Annotated in this window: 21 protein-coding genes and 1 riboswitch; of the genes, 9 read left to right on the top strand and 12 right to left on the bottom strand. The window is 65.2% G+C overall.

Annotated features, from left to right (window positions below; genetic code table 11):
* Window positions 1–32 precede the first annotated feature (32 nt).
* Entirely contained in the window at window positions 33–1,166 is a 1,134-nt protein-coding gene (locus AC6CH3_RS01565; protein ID WP_498130761.1) for a mannose-1-phosphate guanylyltransferase, read from the bottom strand.
* Window positions 1,167–1,397: 231 nt separating this feature from the next.
* Here AC6CH3_RS01565 and sdhC point away from each other — a divergent pair, with 231 nt between their 5' ends.
* From sdhC to AC6CH3_RS01590, 5 genes are all read left to right on the top strand, one after another.
* Window positions 1,398–1,778 carry a succinate dehydrogenase, cytochrome b556 subunit gene (sdhC, locus tag AC6CH3_RS01570; protein ID WP_400479818.1) on the top strand — a complete coding sequence of 127 codons (381 nt, stop codon included), beginning with the start codon at window positions 1,398–1,400 and terminating at the stop codon, window positions 1,776–1,778.
* Window positions 1,779–1,781: 3 nt separating this feature from the next.
* Window positions 1,782–2,246, top strand: a complete 465-nt coding sequence (locus AC6CH3_RS01575) for a succinate dehydrogenase hydrophobic membrane anchor subunit (protein WP_498130762.1) — start codon at window positions 1,782–1,784, stop codon at window positions 2,244–2,246.
* Between the two features lie 102 nt (window positions 2,247–2,348).
* The gene (gene sdhA / locus AC6CH3_RS01580) at window positions 2,349–4,151 is read left to right on the top strand and encodes a succinate dehydrogenase flavoprotein subunit (RefSeq protein WP_498130763.1); all 1,803 of its coding nucleotides are present in this window, start codon (window positions 2,349–2,351) and stop codon (window positions 4,149–4,151) included.
* A gap of 1 nt (window position 4,152) precedes the next feature.
* On the top strand, window positions 4,153–4,935 hold the full coding sequence (locus AC6CH3_RS01585; protein ID WP_400578187.1) for a succinate dehydrogenase iron-sulfur subunit: 783 nt from the start codon (window positions 4,153–4,155) through the stop codon (window positions 4,933–4,935).
* A gap of 104 nt (window positions 4,936–5,039) precedes the next feature.
* Window positions 5,040–5,810: an alpha/beta hydrolase family protein gene (locus AC6CH3_RS01590; protein ID WP_498130764.1), complete on the top strand. Its 771-nt coding sequence runs from the start codon at window positions 5,040–5,042 to the stop codon at window positions 5,808–5,810.
* Here the strand turns inward: AC6CH3_RS01590 and AC6CH3_RS01595 are convergent.
* The 11 genes from AC6CH3_RS01595 to glyA form a co-directional block, all read right to left on the bottom strand.
* Window positions 5,767–6,831 (bottom strand): YihY/virulence factor BrkB family protein, encoded by a 1,065-nt coding sequence (locus tag AC6CH3_RS01595; protein ID WP_498130835.1) that lies wholly within the window; start codon window positions 6,829–6,831, stop codon window positions 5,767–5,769. The two genes, AC6CH3_RS01590 and AC6CH3_RS01595, sit on opposite strands and share 44 nt — an antisense overlap.
* 37 nt (window positions 6,832–6,868) lie before the next feature.
* A complete protein-coding gene (locus AC6CH3_RS01600; protein WP_498130765.1) occupies window positions 6,869–7,477 on the bottom strand; it encodes a 2'-5' RNA ligase family protein in 609 nt (202 codons plus the stop codon).
* A 4-nt stretch (window positions 7,478–7,481) separates the two neighbouring features.
* On the bottom strand, window positions 7,482–8,591 hold the full coding sequence (gene trpS, locus AC6CH3_RS01605; RefSeq protein WP_498130766.1) for a tryptophan--tRNA ligase: 1,110 nt from the start codon (window positions 8,589–8,591) through the stop codon (window positions 7,482–7,484).
* Between the two features lie 19 nt (window positions 8,592–8,610).
* Window positions 8,611–9,444, bottom strand: a complete 834-nt coding sequence (locus AC6CH3_RS01610; RefSeq protein ID WP_498130767.1) for an exodeoxyribonuclease III — start codon at window positions 9,442–9,444, stop codon at window positions 8,611–8,613.
* Window positions 9,445–9,454: 10 nt separating this feature from the next.
* Window positions 9,455–10,018 carry a hypothetical protein gene (locus AC6CH3_RS01615; RefSeq protein ID WP_400578195.1) on the bottom strand — a complete coding sequence of 188 codons (564 nt, stop codon included), beginning with the start codon at window positions 10,016–10,018 and terminating at the stop codon, window positions 9,455–9,457.
* Between the two features lie 59 nt (window positions 10,019–10,077).
* Window positions 10,078–10,911: an ABC transporter permease gene (locus tag AC6CH3_RS01620; RefSeq protein WP_498130768.1), complete on the bottom strand. Its 834-nt coding sequence runs from the start codon at window positions 10,909–10,911 to the stop codon at window positions 10,078–10,080.
* Entirely contained in the window at window positions 10,908–11,798 is an 891-nt protein-coding gene (locus tag AC6CH3_RS01625) for an ABC transporter permease (protein WP_498130769.1), read from the bottom strand. The genes AC6CH3_RS01620 and AC6CH3_RS01625 overlap by 4 nt, the downstream gene beginning before the upstream one ends.
* Window positions 11,791–12,744, bottom strand: coding sequence for an ABC transporter ATP-binding protein (locus AC6CH3_RS01630; protein ID WP_498130836.1), 954 nt, complete (start codon window positions 12,742–12,744; stop codon window positions 11,791–11,793). Before AC6CH3_RS01630 ends, AC6CH3_RS01625 begins: the two co-directional genes overlap by 8 nt.
* A 139-nt stretch (window positions 12,745–12,883) precedes the next feature.
* Window positions 12,884–12,967, bottom strand: a complete 84-nt coding sequence (locus AC6CH3_RS01635) for an SHOCT domain-containing protein (protein WP_498130837.1) — start codon at window positions 12,965–12,967, stop codon at window positions 12,884–12,886.
* A 153-nt stretch (window positions 12,968–13,120) separates the two neighbouring features.
* The gene (locus tag AC6CH3_RS01640; protein ID WP_498130770.1) at window positions 13,121–14,023 is read right to left on the bottom strand and encodes a bifunctional methylenetetrahydrofolate dehydrogenase/methenyltetrahydrofolate cyclohydrolase; all 903 of its coding nucleotides are present in this window, start codon (window positions 14,021–14,023) and stop codon (window positions 13,121–13,123) included.
* A 3-nt stretch (window positions 14,024–14,026) separates the two neighbouring features.
* Entirely contained in the window at window positions 14,027–15,334 is a 1,308-nt protein-coding gene (gene glyA, locus AC6CH3_RS01645; protein ID WP_494033910.1) for a serine hydroxymethyltransferase, read from the bottom strand.
* 173 nt (window positions 15,335–15,507) lie between these two features.
* Window positions 15,508–15,593, bottom strand: a riboswitch (ZMP/ZTP riboswitch).
* 42 nt (window positions 15,594–15,635) lie between these two features.
* Between glyA and purU the strand changes: the two genes are divergently transcribed.
* The 4 genes from purU to AC6CH3_RS01665 all read left to right on the top strand — a co-directional run bounded on the left by purU (window position 15,636) and on the right by AC6CH3_RS01665 (window position 18,203).
* Window positions 15,636–16,496, top strand: coding sequence for a formyltetrahydrofolate deformylase (gene purU / locus AC6CH3_RS01650; protein WP_498130771.1), 861 nt, complete (start codon window positions 15,636–15,638; stop codon window positions 16,494–16,496).
* A gap of 32 nt (window positions 16,497–16,528) precedes the next feature.
* A complete protein-coding gene (locus AC6CH3_RS01655; RefSeq protein ID WP_498130772.1) occupies window positions 16,529–17,209 on the top strand; it encodes a class I SAM-dependent methyltransferase in 681 nt (226 codons plus the stop codon).
* 77 nt (window positions 17,210–17,286) lie between these two features.
* A complete protein-coding gene (locus AC6CH3_RS01660; protein WP_498130773.1) occupies window positions 17,287–17,646 on the top strand; it encodes a class I SAM-dependent methyltransferase in 360 nt (119 codons plus the stop codon).
* Between the two features lie 35 nt (window positions 17,647–17,681).
* Window positions 17,682–18,203: a gamma carbonic anhydrase family protein gene (locus tag AC6CH3_RS01665; protein ID WP_498130774.1), complete on the top strand. Its 522-nt coding sequence runs from the start codon at window positions 17,682–17,684 to the stop codon at window positions 18,201–18,203.
* The last annotated feature ends 8 nt before the right edge of the window (window positions 18,204–18,211 follow it).

Raw genomic sequence — 18,211 nt, forward strand, 5'->3', positions numbered from 1 at the left:
TAACGGCATCGCCCTCGCCGCGTTACGGATTGCTAGAGAACGTCGGTGTCGCCTTTGGCCTTGAGGGCATCCACAGCCTGCTTCACCCGCTGGGAGTGCTGCTTGGTGGTGACCAGCAGCGCGTCCGGGGTATCCACAATGACCACGTCCTTGATCCCGATCAGCGCGATAACACGCTTGGTGTCCGAAACCACCACGCCGCTGGCGTTTTCGGTGAACACGCGCGCGCCCTCGCCGAGCACGGTGACCTCGTCCACTTCCTTGGCGCTGTTAAGCCGCCCCACCGAGGCGAAGTCACCGACGTCGTCCCAGCGGAAGGTTCCAGGCACGACGGCGACATCGCCGGCTGCCGCCGCGGGCTCGGCCACCGCGTAGTCGATGGCGATCTTGGGCAGGGTGGGCCATATGCGGGCGGTGACTTCGTCACGCTTCGGCGTGTCCCAGGCCTCGGCGATTTCCTGCAGGCCGTTAAACAGTTCGGGCTGGTTCGCTTCGAGGTGCTTGAGCATGAGGGAGACGGGCGCCACGAACATGCCGGCGTTCCAGACGTAGTCGCCGCTGTCCACGTACTGCTGGGCGACTTCCTCGTCCGGCTTTTCCACGAATTCCACCACTGCCTGCGCGCTCGGCGCGCCGGGGATGTGCAGGGAAGCGCCGGAGCGGATGTAGCCGAACCCCGTGGAGGGGTGGGTGGGCTTGATGCCGATCGTGACAATCTTGCCTGCCGCGGCGGTGTGAATCGCTTCCCGGACGGCGTCCTGGAAGACGTCATTGGGGCTGATCACGTGGTCGGCGGCAAACGATCCCATGATGATGTCCGGATCCCGCTGGTGCAGGATGGCTGCCGCGAGGCCGATGGCGGCGCCGGAATCCTTCGGCTCGCTTTCCAGCACGAGGTCGCCGTCCTGGACTTCGGGCAGCTGGCGGCAGACGGCCGCACGGTGCGCGTTTCCGGTGACAACGAGGACCCGGTTGCCCGCCAGGGGCTCAAGCCGGTCATAGGTGGCACGCAGAAGCGTGCTCCCCGAGCCGGTGAGGTCGTGAAGGAACTTGGGAGCTGCTGCGCGTGACAGAGGCCAGAGGCGGGTCCCCACCCCGCCCGCAGGAATCACAGCAATAAAACGGCTGAGAGGTGAATCCTGGCGTGTCACTTTGTCTTTACTCATCACGGGCTACTTTAGCTGACGACCCTCAAGGTGCGACCACGAAGGGCCCGCAGAATCAAATACAGGACTCTAAATGTGGCCTTCGTCTCAAAAAAAGGGCTGGAAAGCCTAAATTGAATAAGCTGTGAGCGAAGCCTAGATTTAGGCCTGAGCTACAAGTGCTCTCACAGCAGGCGTTCCCCCCGCATGGATCCCGTGCCAGCGCCGCTGTGTTGCAGGGAGGTTTATTCAGTGCCGACGAAACCAGCTGGCACCTTGTACCGCGGCCGTGAAGGCATGTGGTCCTGGGTAGGACACCGCATCACCGGTGTTGTGATCTTTTTCTTCTTGTTGGTCCATGTGCTGGACACCTCCCTCGTGAGGGTGTCGCCGGAGGCCTACACCGCGGTGATCGGTGCCTACAAGAACCCGCTGATGGCCCTGGGTGAAACGGGCCTTGTCGCAGCGATCGTATTCCACGCCTTCAACGGCCTGCGGATCATCGCCGTCGACTTCTGGAAGAAGGGCGCCAAGTACCAGCGCCAGATGCTGTGGGTTGTGCTCGGCCTCTGGATCGTCACGATGGTGGCCTTCTCCATCCGCCACCTGTCCCTCGCACTCGGAGGTCACTAAGCCATGACTGCAACACAGATTCAGTCCCCGCGCAGCGGCAAGATTTCCCCGCAGTACCGCCGCACCGGCAGTTCCCGCGGCAACTTCGAGATGCTGGCCTGGCTGTTCATGCGCCTCTCCGGCGTGGTGCTGGTTGTCCTGATCTTCGGGCACCTCTTCGTCAACCTGCTGGTGGGTGAGGGTATCCACGCCATCGACTTCGGCTTCGTTGCCGGCAAGTGGGCTGACCCGTTCTGGCAGTTCTGGGACCTCGCCATGCTCTGGCTGGCCATGCTGCACGGCACCAACGGCGTCCGCACCATCATCAATGACTACGCCGAGAAGGACTCCACCCGCTTCTGGCTGAAGATGGTCCTCTACACCGCCACCGCCGTCATCATCATCCTGGGCACCCTGGTGATCTTCACATTCAACCCGTGCCCGGTCGTCGACGGCGTCCAGCTCCCCGGTGGCTTCTGCCCCGCGTAGCGGACCGCGGCTGCCCGCCCCCTCCGGCGGGCTTCTGTTTGCGGAGCAGGCCACAGCCCGCCCGTTGTTTTATTGCGAATTTTGAGAGAAAGAGCGTCTGGTATGCAGGTCCATAAGTACGACGTCGTCATCGTCGGTGCCGGTGGCGCCGGGATGCGCGCCGCGATCGAATCCGGTCAGCGTGCGCGAACAGCAGTACTGACCAAGCTCTACCCCACCCGCTCCCACACGGGTGCGGCCCAGGGCGGTATGTGTGCAGCCCTGGCCAACGTCGAAGAAGACAACTGGGAATGGCACACCTTCGACACCATCAAGGGCGGCGACTACCTGGTTGACCAGGACGCCGCCGAAGTTATGGCCAAAGAAGCCATCGACGCCGTGCTGGACCTCGAGAAGATGGGTCTGCCGTTCAACCGCACGCCCGAGGGCCGGATCGACCAGCGCCGCTTCGGCGGCCACACCCGCGACCACGGCAAGGCTCCCGTCCGCCGTGCCTGCTACGCGGCCGACCGCACGGGCCACATGATCCTGCAGACGCTGTACCAAAACTGCGTCAAGCACAATGTCGAGTTCTACAACGAGTACTACGTCCTGGACCTGCTCACCGTCGAAGAGGACGCAGTGCGCGAGGACGGCACGCCGTACAAGCAGAAGCGCGTTGCCGGCGTCGTTTCCTACGACCTCGCCTCCGGCGAGCTGCACGTTTTCCAGGCCAAGTCCGTGGTGTTCGCCTCCGGCGGAGCGGGCAAGGTCTTCAAGACCACGTCCAACGCCCACACCCTCACGGGCGACGGCATGGGTATCGCCTTCCGCCGCGGCATTCCGCTGGAGGACATGGAGTTCTTCCAGTTCCACCCGACCGGCCTTGCCGGGCTGGGCATCCTGCTTTCCGAGGCCGCACGAGGCGAGGGCGCCATCCTGCGAAACTCCGAAGGTGAGCGCTTCATGGAGCGCTATGCCCCGACCATCAAGGACCTTGCCCCCCGCGACATCGTGGCCCGCTCCATGGCCAACGAAGTCCGCGAAGGGCGCGGCTGCGGCCCGAACAAGGACTACGTCCTCCTCGACCTGACGCACCTTGAGCCTGCGCACATCGACGCCAAGCTGCCGGACATCACCGAGTTCGCCCGCACGTACCTCGGCGTGGAGCCCTACACGGAGCCGGTTCCGGTCTTCCCCACGGCCCACTACGCCATGGGCGGCATCCCCACGAACATCAACACCGAGGTCCTCCAGGACAACGACACCGTGGTTCCGGGCCTCTACGCCGCCGGTGAGGTAGCCTGCGTTTCGGTCCACGGCTCCAACCGCCTTGGCACCAACTCGCTGCTGGACATCAACGTCTTCGGCAAGCGTGCCGGCATCGCCGCCGCAGAGTACGCCAAGACGGCCGGCTTCGTGGAGCTCCCGGAAGATCCGGAGGCCTACACAATTGAGCTCCTCAACATCGCCCGCAACGGCACCGGTGACGAGAAGGTGGCCCAGATCCGCAAGGAACTGCAGGACACCATGGACGCCAACATGCAGGTGTTCCGCACGGCTGACACGCTCAACCAGGTCCTCAGGGACATCGAGTCCTTCGAGGAGCGGTACACGCGCATCAACGTCCAGGACAAGGGCAAGCGCTTCAACCTTGACCTGCTGGAGGCCGTCGAGCTCGGGTTCCTGCTGGAACTGGCACGGGTCATGACGGTCGCAGCCCTGCACCGCGAGGAATCCCGCGGCGGCCACTTCCGCGAGGACTTCCCGGACCGCGACGACGAAAAATTCATGAAGCATTCCATGGCGTACAAAGAAGACCACGCACCGGCCGACGGTTCCGCGGAGGAGGCAATCGCCGGTGTTCGGCTTGCCACCAAGCCGGTTGTCTTTACGCGCTACGAGCCGATGGTGAGGAAGTACTAAAATGTCCGCTGAACTTGCTGAGCCAGCCTCCAAGATCGAACTGCCCGCGGGCGTCGGCGGCGGCGGGGAAATCCCCACGTTCGACATCACGCTCCGTGTGCGCCGCTACGACCCCGAGGTTTCCGCAGAAGCCCGCTGGGACGACTTCAAGCTGACCATGTACGGCACGGACCGCGTGCTGGACGCCCTGCACAAGATCAAGTGGGAAGTGGACGGCAGCGTCTCCTTCCGCCGGTCCTGCGCGCACGGTGTCTGCGGCTCCGACGCCATGCGCATCAACGGCCGCAACCGCCTTGCCTGCAAGACGCTGCTGAAGGACCTCGACACGTCCAAGCCCATCACGGTTGAACCCATCAAGGGCCTGCCGGTGGAGAAGGACCTGATCGTGGACATGGAGCCGTTCTTCCAGTCCTTCCGCGAAGTCATGCCGTTCCTGATCAACAAGGGCCACGAGCCCACCAAGGAGCGCCTGCAGTCCGCTGAAGACCGTGAGCGTTTCGACGACACCACCAAGTGCATTCTGTGCGCTGCGTGCACCTCGTCCTGCCCGGTGTTCTGGACCGACGGCCAGTACTTCGGCCCGGCCGCCATCGTGAATGCCCACCGCTTCATCTTCGATTCCCGCGATGATGCCGGTGACATGCGCCTGGAAATCCTGAACGACAAGGAAGGCGTGTGGCGCTGCCGCACCACCTTCAACTGCTCCGAAGCCTGCCCGCGCGGCATTCAGGTCACGCAGGCGATTGCCGAAGTCAAGCAGGCAATTCTCTCCCGCAAGATCTAGCACGCGTTTCGAACGGAAACAGCAGCCGACGGCGCCGCTCACCTGTGAGGTGTGTGGCGCCGTCGTCGTTTCACTCCAGACAGCCACTTACGAAAGGGGACGCGGTGTCCCGCTCCGAAAAAGTCAGTTTCGAAGGTTCCACCGGCGAATTGCTCTCCGGCATCGTCGACATGCCGGAAGGCCCTGTGAAGGGCTGGGGCGTGTTCTCGCACGGGTTCACCCTGGGCAAGGACAGCCCGTCCGCGTCCCGGATGTGCAAAGCGCTGGCGGATAACGACGTGGGCATGCTGCGCTTCGACAACCTGGGTCTCGGCGATTCCGCAGGATTCTGGTCCGAGGGCTCGTTCAGCCACAAGGTGGCGGACACGGTCAAGGCGGCCGAGTTCATGCGGGCCGAAGGGAAGCCGATTTCCCTGCTGGTGGGCCACTCCTTCGGCGGCGCCGCCGTGCTCGCTGCCGCCTCGGAGATTCCGGAGCTCGACGCCGTTGCCACCGTCGCCGCCCCGTTCTCACCCAAGCACGTGGCCCATGTCTTCGACGCCGCCCTGGACAAGATCTTGAGCGAAGGCAGCGCGGAGGTTGACCTCGGCGGCAAGCGCGTGGAGATCCGCCGGCACTTCGTCGAAGATCTCGAGAACGCCGACCTCACCGACTGCATCAAGCGGCTGCACAAGCCCCTGATGGTGCTGCACTCCCCCACCGACAACACCGTGGGCATCGAAAACGCCAGCAGCATCTTCCAGACCGCCCGCCACCCGCGGAACTTCGTGTCCCTCGAAGGCAGCGACCACCTGCTGACCGGCAAAGGCCAGGCGGCCAGGGCCGCGAAGATTATCGCGGCGTGGGCCGATCAGTACCTCGACGCCGGGCGGTAACCCCCGCCGGACGGGGACGTTCGACAGTGTGGTGCTTCTCGACGGGCGTTTTCCCGGGCTGCACCTGCCGTGGACCCCAGCCGGTGGGTTTCGCTGCCGGAGCCGCCTTCAGGTCCTCCTCGCGGATGGCCGCCCAGGCAGCCGCTATGAGATACACCTGGCTCACCAGGTTGAACCAGATAAGCAGCCCGATGATGATGGCAAATGGGGCCAGGATCGGATTCCGACCGGCGTTTGCCAGTAATTCCGTGCTGAAGATCTGAAGGACGGCGGTCCCCAGCGCCGCGAGGATGGTCCCTTCCAGCAGCGCCCGGCGGGACAGCTTGAGTCCTCCGGCGAACCGGAACATGATGAGCGCCGTAACCCAGCCCAGCAACAGCGGCACACCGATCTTGATCGACGTGGTCAGGGGCCAGGAGAGCAGCGGATCCAGCCGGAGTTGTCCGGCCACCCAGCCTGCTGCAGTACCGAAGACCAGCGACGCCCCTGCGCTGAGCACAAGAGCGATTCCGAGCAGCAGGAGGATTCCCGCGTCCTTGAGCATGAGGACCACAGGGTTCAGCTTCACTGGAGGCAGCTGATGTACGATGCGGAGGCCACCGCGCATCCCCGCTATCCAGCGGAGAGACGTCACGACTGTCACCGCGGCGGCGATAACTGCGGTCCAGCCGAGTCCGTCAGGGTTCAGCAGTTCCTCCGGGGCCACCAGTCCTTCCCGGCCCTCGGTTTTCAACAGTCCCGGCGCAGCTGCCGATACACTGCTGACGATTTGGTCCAAAAGTGCTGGTTGGCCGCGAAGCAAGAGTCCGGCAACGGAAAATCCGGTGGTGAGCAGACCGGTGATGGAAAAGAACATGTTGAAGCCAATGCCGGCGCTGAGCAGCGGTCCGCGCTGAAGATTGTAATGCTGCCAGGCACGCATGGGCCGGAAGGCGTTCAGCCCGGCGAGCAGCCACTGGACCAGGGCCAGGAGCTGCGGCACGGGTCCCTTACCCGACCCGCGGACCTTGCCCCACTCCACCTTCTTGCGGATGACCTCCAGCTTCAGGCGGGCGCGCTCAGTGGGAAGTGGTTGCCCCGCCAGCTTCGGCTGTTCGGAGCTGCCTCCGTTGGTCTTCAGGTTCGGTACCAAAGTCAAGCTCTTCCCGTAGCTGCCAAATACCGTCGGTATCGTGCTCGTAGAGTCCCATGCTAACCACAGGGAAGGTCGCCCTGTAGTCCTTTAGTACCGTTTCGGCCTCGTCCAGGCTTTCCGGGGCCACGTCATGGGCGACGGTAACGTGCGGGTGGTAGGCGAAGGGCAGCTCGCGTTCCAAAGGGCCGGTCTGGAGTTTCTCGTGCAGCTCGACACACTCCTCGAACCCTTCCTCCACGTTGATGAAGACCACCGGGGAAACCGGCCGGAAAGAGCCGGTGCCGGCGATGGTGACCATGAAGGGTGCTTGCGTGCGCGCTACTTCACGCACATGGTTCCGTGCGGCCTCCCAGTCCTGGGTGGGTGTGGTGGTGACGAGGGTAATGTGCGCCGGAATGACCGTGGCCAGGGGGTCCCCGAAGGACGCCCTCCACCGCTGCAGTTCCTTTGCGATTCCAGGCGGGAAGCCCAGAATGACCCCAAGGCTCATCCCGTCGCTGGCGTCGCTGTTGGCAGGCTTCGGAACGGGCATCGGCTTAGCGGGCTCCAGCGTATGGAAGGAAGCCGGTCTTGGCGTAGACGTCCTTGAGGGTGGCCGAGGCAATTTCGCGGGCCTTGTCCGCCCCGTGTGCCAGGAGTCGGTCCAGCTCTGCCGGGTCTGCGAGCAGTTCGTTGGCCCGGTTGCGGATAGGCGTCAGGCGCTCAGTCACGACTTCGGCCAGGTCCACCTTAAGGTGGCCGTACATTTTCCCTTCATAGGCCGCCACGAGTTGCTCCACGCTCTGGCCGGTGATGACCGAGTAGATGGTCAGCAGGTTCGAAACACCAGGCTTTGTTTCGCGGTCGAAACGGATCTCGGTTTCGGCGTCGGTCACCGCGGACTTGATCCGTTTGGCCGTGACCTTGGGCTCGTCGAGCAGGTTGATCAGGCCGGCCGGCGATTCAGCAGACTTGGACATCTTGACTGTGGGCTGCTGCAGATCATAGATCTTGGCAGACTCCTTCTGGATGAAGGGCTTGGGCACCGTGAAGGTTTGGCCGAAGCGGGTGTTGAACCGGGTTGCGAGATCGCGGCTGAGCTCCACGTGCTGGCGCTGGTCCTCGCCGACGGGGACACCGTGCGGCTGGTACAGCAGGATGTCCGCGGCCTGCAGGATGGGGTAGGTAAACAGACCGACGCTGGCGTGGTCCGAGCCCTGCCTCAGGGCCTTGTCCTTGAACTGCGTCATGCGGGAGGCCTCGCCGAAGCCCGTGATGCAGTTCAGTATCCATGCCAGCTGCGCGTGCTCGGGCACCTGGGACTGGACGAACAGGGTGCACTTGTCCACGTCCACTCCGCCGGCGATGTACTGGGCGGCCGTGACGCGGGTGCGGTGTGCCAGTTCGGCCGGGTCCTGCGGAACGGTGATGGCGTGCAGGTCCGGGATGAAGAAGATGGCGTCGTACTCTTCCTGCATCCGCACCCAGTTGACGAGGGCGCCCAGATAGTTGCCGAGGTGCAGCGAGTCCGCGGAAGGCTGCATCCCCGACAGGATGCGGTGGCGGATTCCGGTGTCCTGCCCGGCCGCGGTCTCCTGTTCGAGGCTGGCGGCGGCATCGGGCTCTTCGGAGGCTGCGGAATCGGTCACGATGGGGGTGGAGGTCATTCTGTCGGAGGCCTTAAGACTAGAGCCGGTAGTCCACTACCAGCGGTGCATGGTCAGAGAAACGGGTGTCCCACGAGGGCGCCCGGTCCACGACCGCCGAAACAGCTGCGGCGGCGAGGGCGGGGGTGGCCATGTGGTAATCGATGCGCCAGCCAGAGTCGTTGTCAAAGGCCTGGCCGCGCTGGGACCACCAGGTGTAGGGGCCGTTGACGTTGCCCGCCAGGCCCCTGTGGACATCCTTCCAGCCGATTTCCTCGCCGAAGAAGCGGTCGAAGTAGGCGCGCTCCTCGGGCAGGAAGCCGGCGCGTTTGACGTTGCCTTTCCAGTTCTTGATGTCCAGCTCGGTGTGGCCGACATTCAGGTCACCGGTGACCAGGGCATGGTCACTGTGCTTGGACAGTTCGGGCAGGCGCGTGGTCATGACGTCCAGGAAACGGTACTTGTCCACCTGCTTGGGTGTCCCGACGTCACCGGAATGCACGTAGGCGCTCACCACGGTGAGCTGTGAGGCGTTGCCCGCAGCGTCCCGGAGCCGGAAGTCCGCCTCAACCCAGCGGCCCGCGGTGGCGAAGTAGTCGTCACCGATGTGGGCGCGGGTCACGAGGGGCTCCTCGCGGGAAGCGATGGCGACGCCGGCGCGGCCCTTGGCCTCCGCCTCGGCGTGCAGGATGTGCCACCCGTCGCCCAGCAGCTTCCGGACAATCGCGTCCGGGGCACGGACTTCCTGCAGGGTGAGGATGTCCACCTCACGGTCCGCCAGCCACTCCGCCATGCCCTTCTTGTAGGCAGCCCGAAGGCCGTTGACGTTGACTGTTGCGATGCGAAGGTGGTCCTTCTTCAATGCCGAGCTCACCCGCTCCACTCTAGTCGATGATGGTTCCGGTCACCGGCTCACCCGAGCCGCCGGAGGACTTGATCATGTCCCTGGCGTTGGTAGCCGTAATTTCGATGGTCTCCAGGGCACGGCGGATCGTGTCCTGGTCCGCGGCGGCGCCCTTGGCCCGCTCCTGCTCCACGACCCGGACCTGCACCTGGACGATCTTGAAGGAGTGGTCAAGCTTCATGTCGCGGATCTCCTCGGCTTCGCCGCGTTCACGCACCAGGCGGGTTCCGCCCTGGTCGGCTGAACCGCGCGACGGCGCACGGCCGGCTGCCGCGTTGAAGGCATTCTGTGCTTCGTTCAGCTTCGCTCCGGCCTTCTTGGCTGCCTTCTGGATGCTGAACACCACGAACGATGCCAGCAGGAGCCAGAACAGTGCGATGACGGCCACGACCCAGCCGACGACGTCGTTCTGGTTGGCCGCGAAGATGACGGCCACCAGGAAAGCCGTGATCAGGACGAGGAGGCCGGGACCGCTGATGCGGAACATGGAGAATCCGCCCCTGCCCGGCTGTGAGGAAGATTTGGAGCTGCCCAAAGATTGCATGGTGCCATTGTCTCAAACCTGCGGGCGTGGTCAGGAATGCTTCCCCCGGAGGCGAACAGCTACTTCAGGAACAGGCTCCGGAGCCGGCCGGTGGTCAGCATCAGCCCCAGCACGATCATCACCAGGTAATAGCCGATGTGGATGGCTGTGGCCGGGGTGAAGGCTCCCGCGCTGATCTGGCGCAGCAGCTCCACGCCGTGCCACAGCGGCATCGCCTGGATCAGCCACTGGATGTACTGCGGGTAGACGCTCAGCGGATAGAACGTGGCGCTGAACAGGAACATGGGCAGCATGATGAAGTTGATCCAGTCCATCTGCTGGAAGGTCTTCATGAAGCTGGTGATGCCCATGCCGAAGCTGGCAAAGCCGAAAGCGATGAGGACCGAGGCCGGGATCATGAGCAACGCCCACGGCGTGGTGATGAGCCCCAGGAAGCCCATCACGGCCGTGAAGCCGGTGGCATACAGGAGTCCGCGCAGGAGGGCGAGGAAGATCTCCCCCGCCGCCACGTCCAGCGGGCCCAGTGACGTGCAGAGCATCCCCTGGTAGAGCTTGGCGAAGTTCATCTTGAAGAAGACGTTCCAGGTGGAGTCGTACACGGCGCCGTTCATGGCCGACACCGCCAGCAGGGCCGGCGCAATGTAGGCGGCATACGTGATCTCCTGGCCACCCGGCCCCTGGACCGTACCCACCACCGCGCCCATTCCGATGCCCATGGACAGCAGGAACAGCACCGGCTCGAAGAACCCGGACAGCATGACCAGCCAGTTGCTGCTCTTGGTGGCCATCAGCCCCCGGCCGATCACAGCCCTGGCGTTGCGCGAGTACAGCGGTCCGAAATGCCTGTTGCGTGCCTCCTCGGTGACACTGTGGCCCTGGGTCAGGACTGTCATTGCCCCATCCTCCTCACGAATTGGCGCTTGGTGAGCACCCAGCCAAACCAGGCGAGCCCCAGCAGGAAGGCGATATGGATGATGGTCAGCACGGGGGATTCGTCGTAGCCGTAGCTCAGGACCCGGCCGAGTTCCGTCCCGTGCCAGATGGGCGAAATCCAGCCAACCCAGCGAACCGCGAGCGGCAGCGTGTCCAGCGGGAAGAACGTCCCGGAAAAGAGGAACAGCGGCATCACGATGAACCGCATCACCATGGCGAACTGGCCTTTATCGTCCTTGATGGTGGCGGCGTATGCCATCAGCGGGAGCCCGAAGGACAGTCCCGCCAAGGTGGCCACGAAGATGGAGATCCACCCCCACCCGCTGGGCGAGGCACCGAACAATGCCACGATCGCAAAGTAGATGACCGACTGCGCGAAGAAGCGCACCGTAACGGCAATGATCTGGCCGGCCGCGATCTGCTCGGGCGTCAGCGGTGAGGCATGTGGCCCGTAGTAGACCCGGCGCCATTTGAAGCCGTCCATCACTGGAAAGGTAAATTCTGTGGCCGCCGTCATGACGGCGGCCGAGATGAGCAGCGCCGGAGCGATGTACACGAGGTAGCTGACCCCGCCAAAGGCTCCCGCCGCGTTGGCTTCCACGAGTGTGGCCAGGCCGACGCCCATCGCGAACAGGTAGGCAGCCGGCTGGCCCACGCTGTACAGGAAGATGGACCAGCCGTAGCCCTTCATCACGCGCAGGACCTGCTCCGCGAAATAGAAGGCGCCCCACCGCCGCGCCCTGGCGGCAGAGACCTCCGGTGAGTGGGCACGCAAAGTTGGCCGCGCCGTCGGACCTCCTGGAACGTCCGTTGAAAGTCGGTCCTTTCCTGAAAGCGGCTCAGTCAACGAGGCTCCTGCCCGTGAGCCGGAGGAAAACATCCTCGAGCGAGGACCGGCGCACCAGTGAGGTAAGCGGGCGCAGGCCGCGGGCGGAGACTTCCTCCAGGGCCGCCTCGCCGTCCTGCGTGTAGATGAGGACACGGTCCGGGAGGGTCTCCAGCCGCTCGCCGATTCCTTCGAGCTCCCGGCCGATACTGGCATTCCGCTCCGAGCCGAAGCGCAGTTCCAGGACTTCGCGGGTGGAATAGTTGCGGATCAGGCTGGCCGGCGAGCCCTCTGCCATGATCCGGCCTTTGTCCACCACGATGAGGCGGTCGCAGAGCTGCTCGGCCTCGTCCATGTAGTGCGTGGTGAGGATCAGCGTGACGCCCTGTTCCTTGAGCCGGAACAGGCGGTCCCAGAGGATGTGCCGTGCCTGCGGGTCAAGGCCTGTGGTGGGCTCGTCGAGCAGGAGGATACGGGGCTCGTTGATGAGCGACCGCGCGATGGTGAGGCGCCGCTTCATGCCGCCAGACAACGCGTCAACCTTGGATTTAGCCTTGTCTGTGAGCTGCGCGAATTCGAGCAGCTCGTCCGCCTTGGGCCGCAGGTAGCTCATCGGCAGCCCAAAGTAGCGCCCGTACACCAGCAGGTTGTCACGGACCCTGAGTTCTTCGTCCAGGTTGTCCTGCTGCGGCACAACGCCCAGGTGCGCACGGACTTCCGGACCGTGCTGTTCCGGGTCAAGGCCCATGATGGTCAGGCTGCCGGAGGTGCGCTGGGCCACGCCGCCGATCATCTTCATCGTCGTGGACTTGCCGGCGCCGTTGGGGCCCAGCAGCCCGAAGGACTCCCCCGCGGGAACGCTGAAGGAAATGCCGTCGACGGCGGTGACGTCGCCATAGGTTTTGGTCAGATTCTCAGCCGCGATGACGAACGGGCGCGGGACAGACCCGGATTCCTCGCTGGACACAGGATTTTCGGACGTTTCTTCAGAAGAGTGGAGTTCGGGCACCCCATCACGCTAATACCCGCCCGGGGCCAAAGGAATAGCTCGGTCTCAAAAAATCCATTCGTTTTCCGAGTCCGCGGCTGAAGTCCGTGAGCCGGCGCTATTTACCCTCGCCGCGCAGGACCTGAAGCCGCTCGCGGTACTCCGACTCGTCAATCTCGCCCCGGGCGTAGCGCTCCCGCAGGACGCTTTCTCCGCCCCGGGCGGTTGGCCGTTCGTGGTTGCGGCGCCAGGTGCGTCTGGCGCGCGCTGATCGTCGTCTGCTTAACGGCGTAGGGCGCCTACTCCAGCAAGAGTAGCCGCCCTACGGTGGTGCTGTCAGGCAAGGCCTGAGAGGCTAGGCAAGGCCTGCCTGGCGTTCGGCGCTTTCCACCACATTGGCCAGCAGCATGGCCCGGGTCATCGGGCCCACGCCGCCGGGGTTCGGGGACAGCCAGGCGGCGACGTCGGCAGCGTCGGGGTGCACGTCTCCGGTAACCACCGCCTTGCCGGTACCGTCGTCCACGCGGCTGACGCCGACGTCGAGCACTATGGCGCCCTGCTTCAGGTCCTCCGCCTTGATCATGTGCGGCGAGCCCGCCGCAGCGATCACGACGTCGGCCTGCCGGAGTTCGGCGGGCAGGTCAACGGTGCCGGTGTGGGCCAGGACCACGGTGGCGTTGACGTCCTTGCGGGTAAGCAGGAGGCCCACCGGACGGCCGATCGTGACTCCGCGGCCCACCACGAGGACGCGCTTGCCCTTGAGGTCGATGCCGTGGCGGGTCAGAAGCTCCACGCAGCCCTTCGGTGTGCAGGGCAGCGGGGACTTCATGGGTCCGCTGATATTGGCCACGAGCCGGCCCAGGTTCATCGGATGCAGGCCGTCGGCGTCCTTGTCCGGATCCATGGCCTCCAGGATGACGTCCTGGTCGATGTGCTTGGGCAGCGGCAGCTGGACGATGTAGCCGGTGCATTCCGGGTTCCCGTTCAGCTCGCGGACCACGGCCAGGAGCTCGTCCTGGGTGGTTTCCTCGGGCAGGTCGCGGCGGATGGAGTTGATGCCCACCTCGGCGCAGTCCTTGTGCTTGCCGCCCACGTACCAGACACTGCCTGGATCGGAGCCGACGAGGATGGTGCCCAGTCCCGGCGTGACGCCCTTGGCCTTGAGTGCGGCCACGCGTTCGGTCAGCTCGGCCTTGATGGCAGCGGCGGTGGCCCTGCCGTCAAGGACCTGTGCGGTTTTGGTGGTGTCAGCGGCCATCGGTTACCACTGCTCGTGCTGCGGGTACAGCGGGAAGTCGGCGGCGAGCTTGTCCACGCGTGCCTGCAGGGCTTCCACATCGGTGGCGGAGCCGGCCTTCAGCGCGGTGGCGATGATCTCGGCCACCTCGGTGAATTCCTGGGCACCGAAACCGCGGGTTGCCAGGGCCGGCGTGCCGATGCGCAGGCCGGAGGTGACCATCGGCGGGCGGGGGTCGAACGGCACGGCGTTGCGGTTGACGGTGATGCCCACGGAGTGCAGGAGGTCTTCGGCCTGCTGGCCGTCCAGCTGCGAGTTGCGCAGGTCCACCAGAACCAGGTGCACGTCAGTGCCGCCGGTGAGGACCGAGACGCCGGCCTCGGCGACGTCGGACTGGTTAAGGCGGTCGGCGATGATTTTGGCGCCCTCGAGAACGCGCTCCTGGCGCTCCTTGAATTCGGCACTGCCGGCGATCTTGAAGGCGACGGCCTTTGCTGCGATGACGTGCATGAGCGGCCCGCCCTGCTGGCCGGGGAAGACGTTGGAGTTGAGCTTCTTGGCCCACTCCTGCTTGGCCAGGATCACACCGGAGCGCGGGCCGGCGAGGGTCTTGTGCACGGTGGAGGTGACGACGTCGGAGTGCGGCACCGGGCTCGGGTGCAGTCCTGCGGCCACGAGGCCGGCGAAGTGCGCCATGTCCGTCCACAGGAGCGCACCGACTTCATCGGCAATGGAGCGGAAGGCGGCGAAGTCGAGGTGGCGCGGGTAGGCGGACCAGCCGGCGATGATGACCTGCGGCTTCTCGGCGATGGCCTGCTCGCGCAGCTTGTCCATGTCGATCCGGAAGTTGTCCTCTTCAACCTGGTAGGCAGCCACGTTGTAGAGCTTGCCCGAGAAGTTCAGCTTCATGCCGTGCGTCAGGTGGCCGCCGTGCGCCAGGGACAAGCCCAGGATCTTGTCGCCCGGGGTGATCATGGCGGAGAGTGCTGCAGCGTTGGCCTGCGCGCCGGAGTGCGGCTGGACGTTGGCGTATTCGGCGCCGAACAGGTTCTTCACGCGGTCGATCGCCAGCTGCTCGGCAATATCGACGTATTCGCAGCCGCCGTAGTAGCGGCGTCCCGGGTAGCCCTCGGCGTACTTGTTGGTCAGGACGGAGCCCTGGGCTTCCATCACGGCGCGCGGCGCGAAGTTTTCGGAGGCGATCATTTCCAGGGTGCCGCGCTGGCGGCCCAGCTCCTGGTCCAGAACTGCGGCGATCTCGGGGTCGAGTTCAGCCAGCGGCTGGTTGCTAACGGTGGCGGAAGTGCTGACGGAAGTCGGTGAAGTAGTCACGAAGAACTCCTGGCTAGGGATGGGCACTGCTAAGGTCAGGCTACCGGCTGGGGCGCGGCTCCGCCCCTGGATGACAGTTCCGGGCAGTCCCAGAACTCCTCCGTGCAGGGCGCCGCAGCGCACCCGGGAGACCGCGCACCTCAGGAAGCGCAGTGCTCAACCGGCAAAACATGACCCTCGGCCCAGGCGTACGATCCGTGGTCTTCGTGATTGCCGCTCCCTGGTGGTTAGCCACCCAACGCCAGTTGCGACGCCACCAGACTACCAAAAGCCCGCCCTCGGCGCGGGTAGGCTGTTCTTCGTGATTGAAGACCAGCCCGCCAAAGCGTACGTAATTACCCTGTCCTGCCCGGACCGCCCCGGAATTGTCCATGCCGTGGCCGGCGCCCTCCTCGTAGCGGGCTGCAATATTACGGATTCCCAGCAGTACGGCAGCCAGTCCACCGGAACCTTTTTCATGCGTGTTGAGGCGACCACATCCGCTGCCAGGGCCGAGGTCCAGGCTGCCCTGGAGCCCGTCGCTGAGGCCTTCGGCATGCAGTGGAGCCTGCATCCGGTGGGCCAGAAGGTCCGCACCCTCCTCATGGCCAGTAAATCCGCGCACTGCCTCAACGACCTGCTGTTCCTGCAGCGCTCCGGCACCCTGCCGATCGAGGTTCCGGCCATCGTCTCCAACCACAATGACCTGGCCGGGCTCGCAGAGTTCTATGGAATCCCGTTCCACTACATTCCCGTGACACCCGAGACCAAGGGCCAGGCCGAGGACCAGCTGCGGAAGATCATCGCGGAGGAAGGCATTGAGCTGACCGTCCTGGCCCGCTACATGCAGATCATCTCGGACGATCTGTGCAGGGAGCTGACCGGCAAGGCCATCAACATCCACCACTCCTTCCTGCCGTCCTTCAAGGGCGCCAGGCCCTACCACCAGGCGCACGCCCGCGGCGTGAAGCTGATCGGCGCCACGGCACACTACGTCACCGCAGCGCTGGATGAAGGCCCCATCATTGAGCAGGAAGTGATCCGTGTGGACCACGCCCGCACCCCCGAGCAGTTCGTGCAGATGGGCCGCGACGTTGAAGGCCGGACGCTCGCCCAGGCGGTGCAGTGGCACGCCGAGCACCGGGTGCTCCTGGACGGCAACCGGACCGTGGTTTTCAACTAGAGTCCGCGGAACCAGGATCCGGGGAGCAGGACGTGGCGCCGGCCGGGGACTACCCCGCGCCGCAGGACAGCGGCGAGGACAAACTGGCCGCGTACTACAACCAGCGCGCGGTCCTGCACCCCGAGCATCCGCTGACGCCACAGCGTGCGGAGCAGCGGGAGCGGTTCATCGCCCGGCTGAAGGCCGAGGGCCGGCACGCCCTGCTGGAAATCGGCACCGGCTCCGGGCTCGACGGGCAGAGGTTCGTCCAGGCGGGTATCCGCTACACCGGCGTTGACCTGTCCGAAGAGCACGTGCGGATCGCCACAGCCAGGGGCCTGGACGTCTCGGTGGCCAGTGCCCGGAACCTTCCCTTCGCCGACGGCGTGTTCCCTGCACTGTGGAGCATGAGCACGCTGCTGCACATCCCCAACCGGGACATCGACGACGTCGTCCGTGAACTCGTGCGGGTGGCCGCGCCGGGTGCGCCGATCGCCGTCGGCGTTTGGTCCGGGGAAGACGAAGAGGTGCTGAACCCCGAAGACCAGATCCGACCGCCGCGTTTTTTCAGCCGTCGAAGTGACGCTGCGCTGCGGCAGATCTTCGGCCGTCACGGCGAGATTGAGGAATTCGTGACGTGGCCGGAAGGCACCGGCGCAGAGTCCGGCCCCGGCGCCGGCCACTGGACGCAGCATTACCAGTTCCTGATCCTCCGGGCTCCGCGGCCCAGCTAGGTTGTTGCGGTCGCGTGGCTGACAACAGCGGCCAGCGGTTCCCAGCGGCAGTGTTTTAACTGAGACTGGTTAACACGATGCCTCTGCTCACCGATACTCCGCTGGAGCCCTTCATCGCCCTGCTCAAGTCCCAGGGGCGGCACGCCGTCCTGGATGTGTGCTGCGGCCCTGGCGACGACGGCCTCAGGTTTGTCCGGGCCGGGATCCACTACACGGGCGTGGACCCCTACGACGGGAATGTCCGCTACGCCGTCGCCCGCCGCCTCAGCGTGTCCGTGGCGGAGCCTGCACGCCTGCCTTTCGCGGACAACACCTTCCCGGCCGTCTGGGCGGTCGAGTCACTGGCGGGCCTCACCGCGGACCAGGCGGACGACGTCGTGCGGGAGCTTGAGCGGGTGGCGGAACCGGGCGCGCCGATCGCCGTCGCGCTTCCCTGAGATTCGCCGTCACCGCTGTGTCTTAGGCTGGGGGCATGGCTCCCATCTTCCCTTTCGCCGGCGACACGCCGGACATCCACCCCTCCGTCTTCGTTGCGCCGACGGCGTCCATCATCGGGCGCGCCACGCTCGCCGAGGACGCCAGCGCGTTCTACGGCGTCTCCGTGCGGGCGGACACGGCCGCTATCACGGTCGGCGCCGGCAGCAACCTGCAGGACAACGTGGTGCTGCACGCCGACCCGGGCTTCCCCTGCAGCGTCGGGGCGCGGGTCAGCGTCGGGCACAGCGCGGTGGTTCACGGCTGCACCGTTGAGGACGACTGCCTCATCGGAATGAGCGCCACCATCCTCAACGGTGCGGTGATCGGCGCCGGCTCGCTCGTGGCGGCCGGCGCCGTGGTGCTGGAAGGCACCGTGGTTCCGCCGCGCTCCCTCGTGGCCGGGGTCCCCGCCAAGGTGCGCCGGGAACTCACGGATGAGGAGTTCGACGGCGTGAAGCGGAACGCGGCACACTACCGTGACCTCGCGCAGGCACACCGCGAGGTCCACGCGGACTGATCCGGGTG

The sequence above is a fragment of the Arthrobacter sp. GQ119 genome (genome assembly GCF_059759125.1).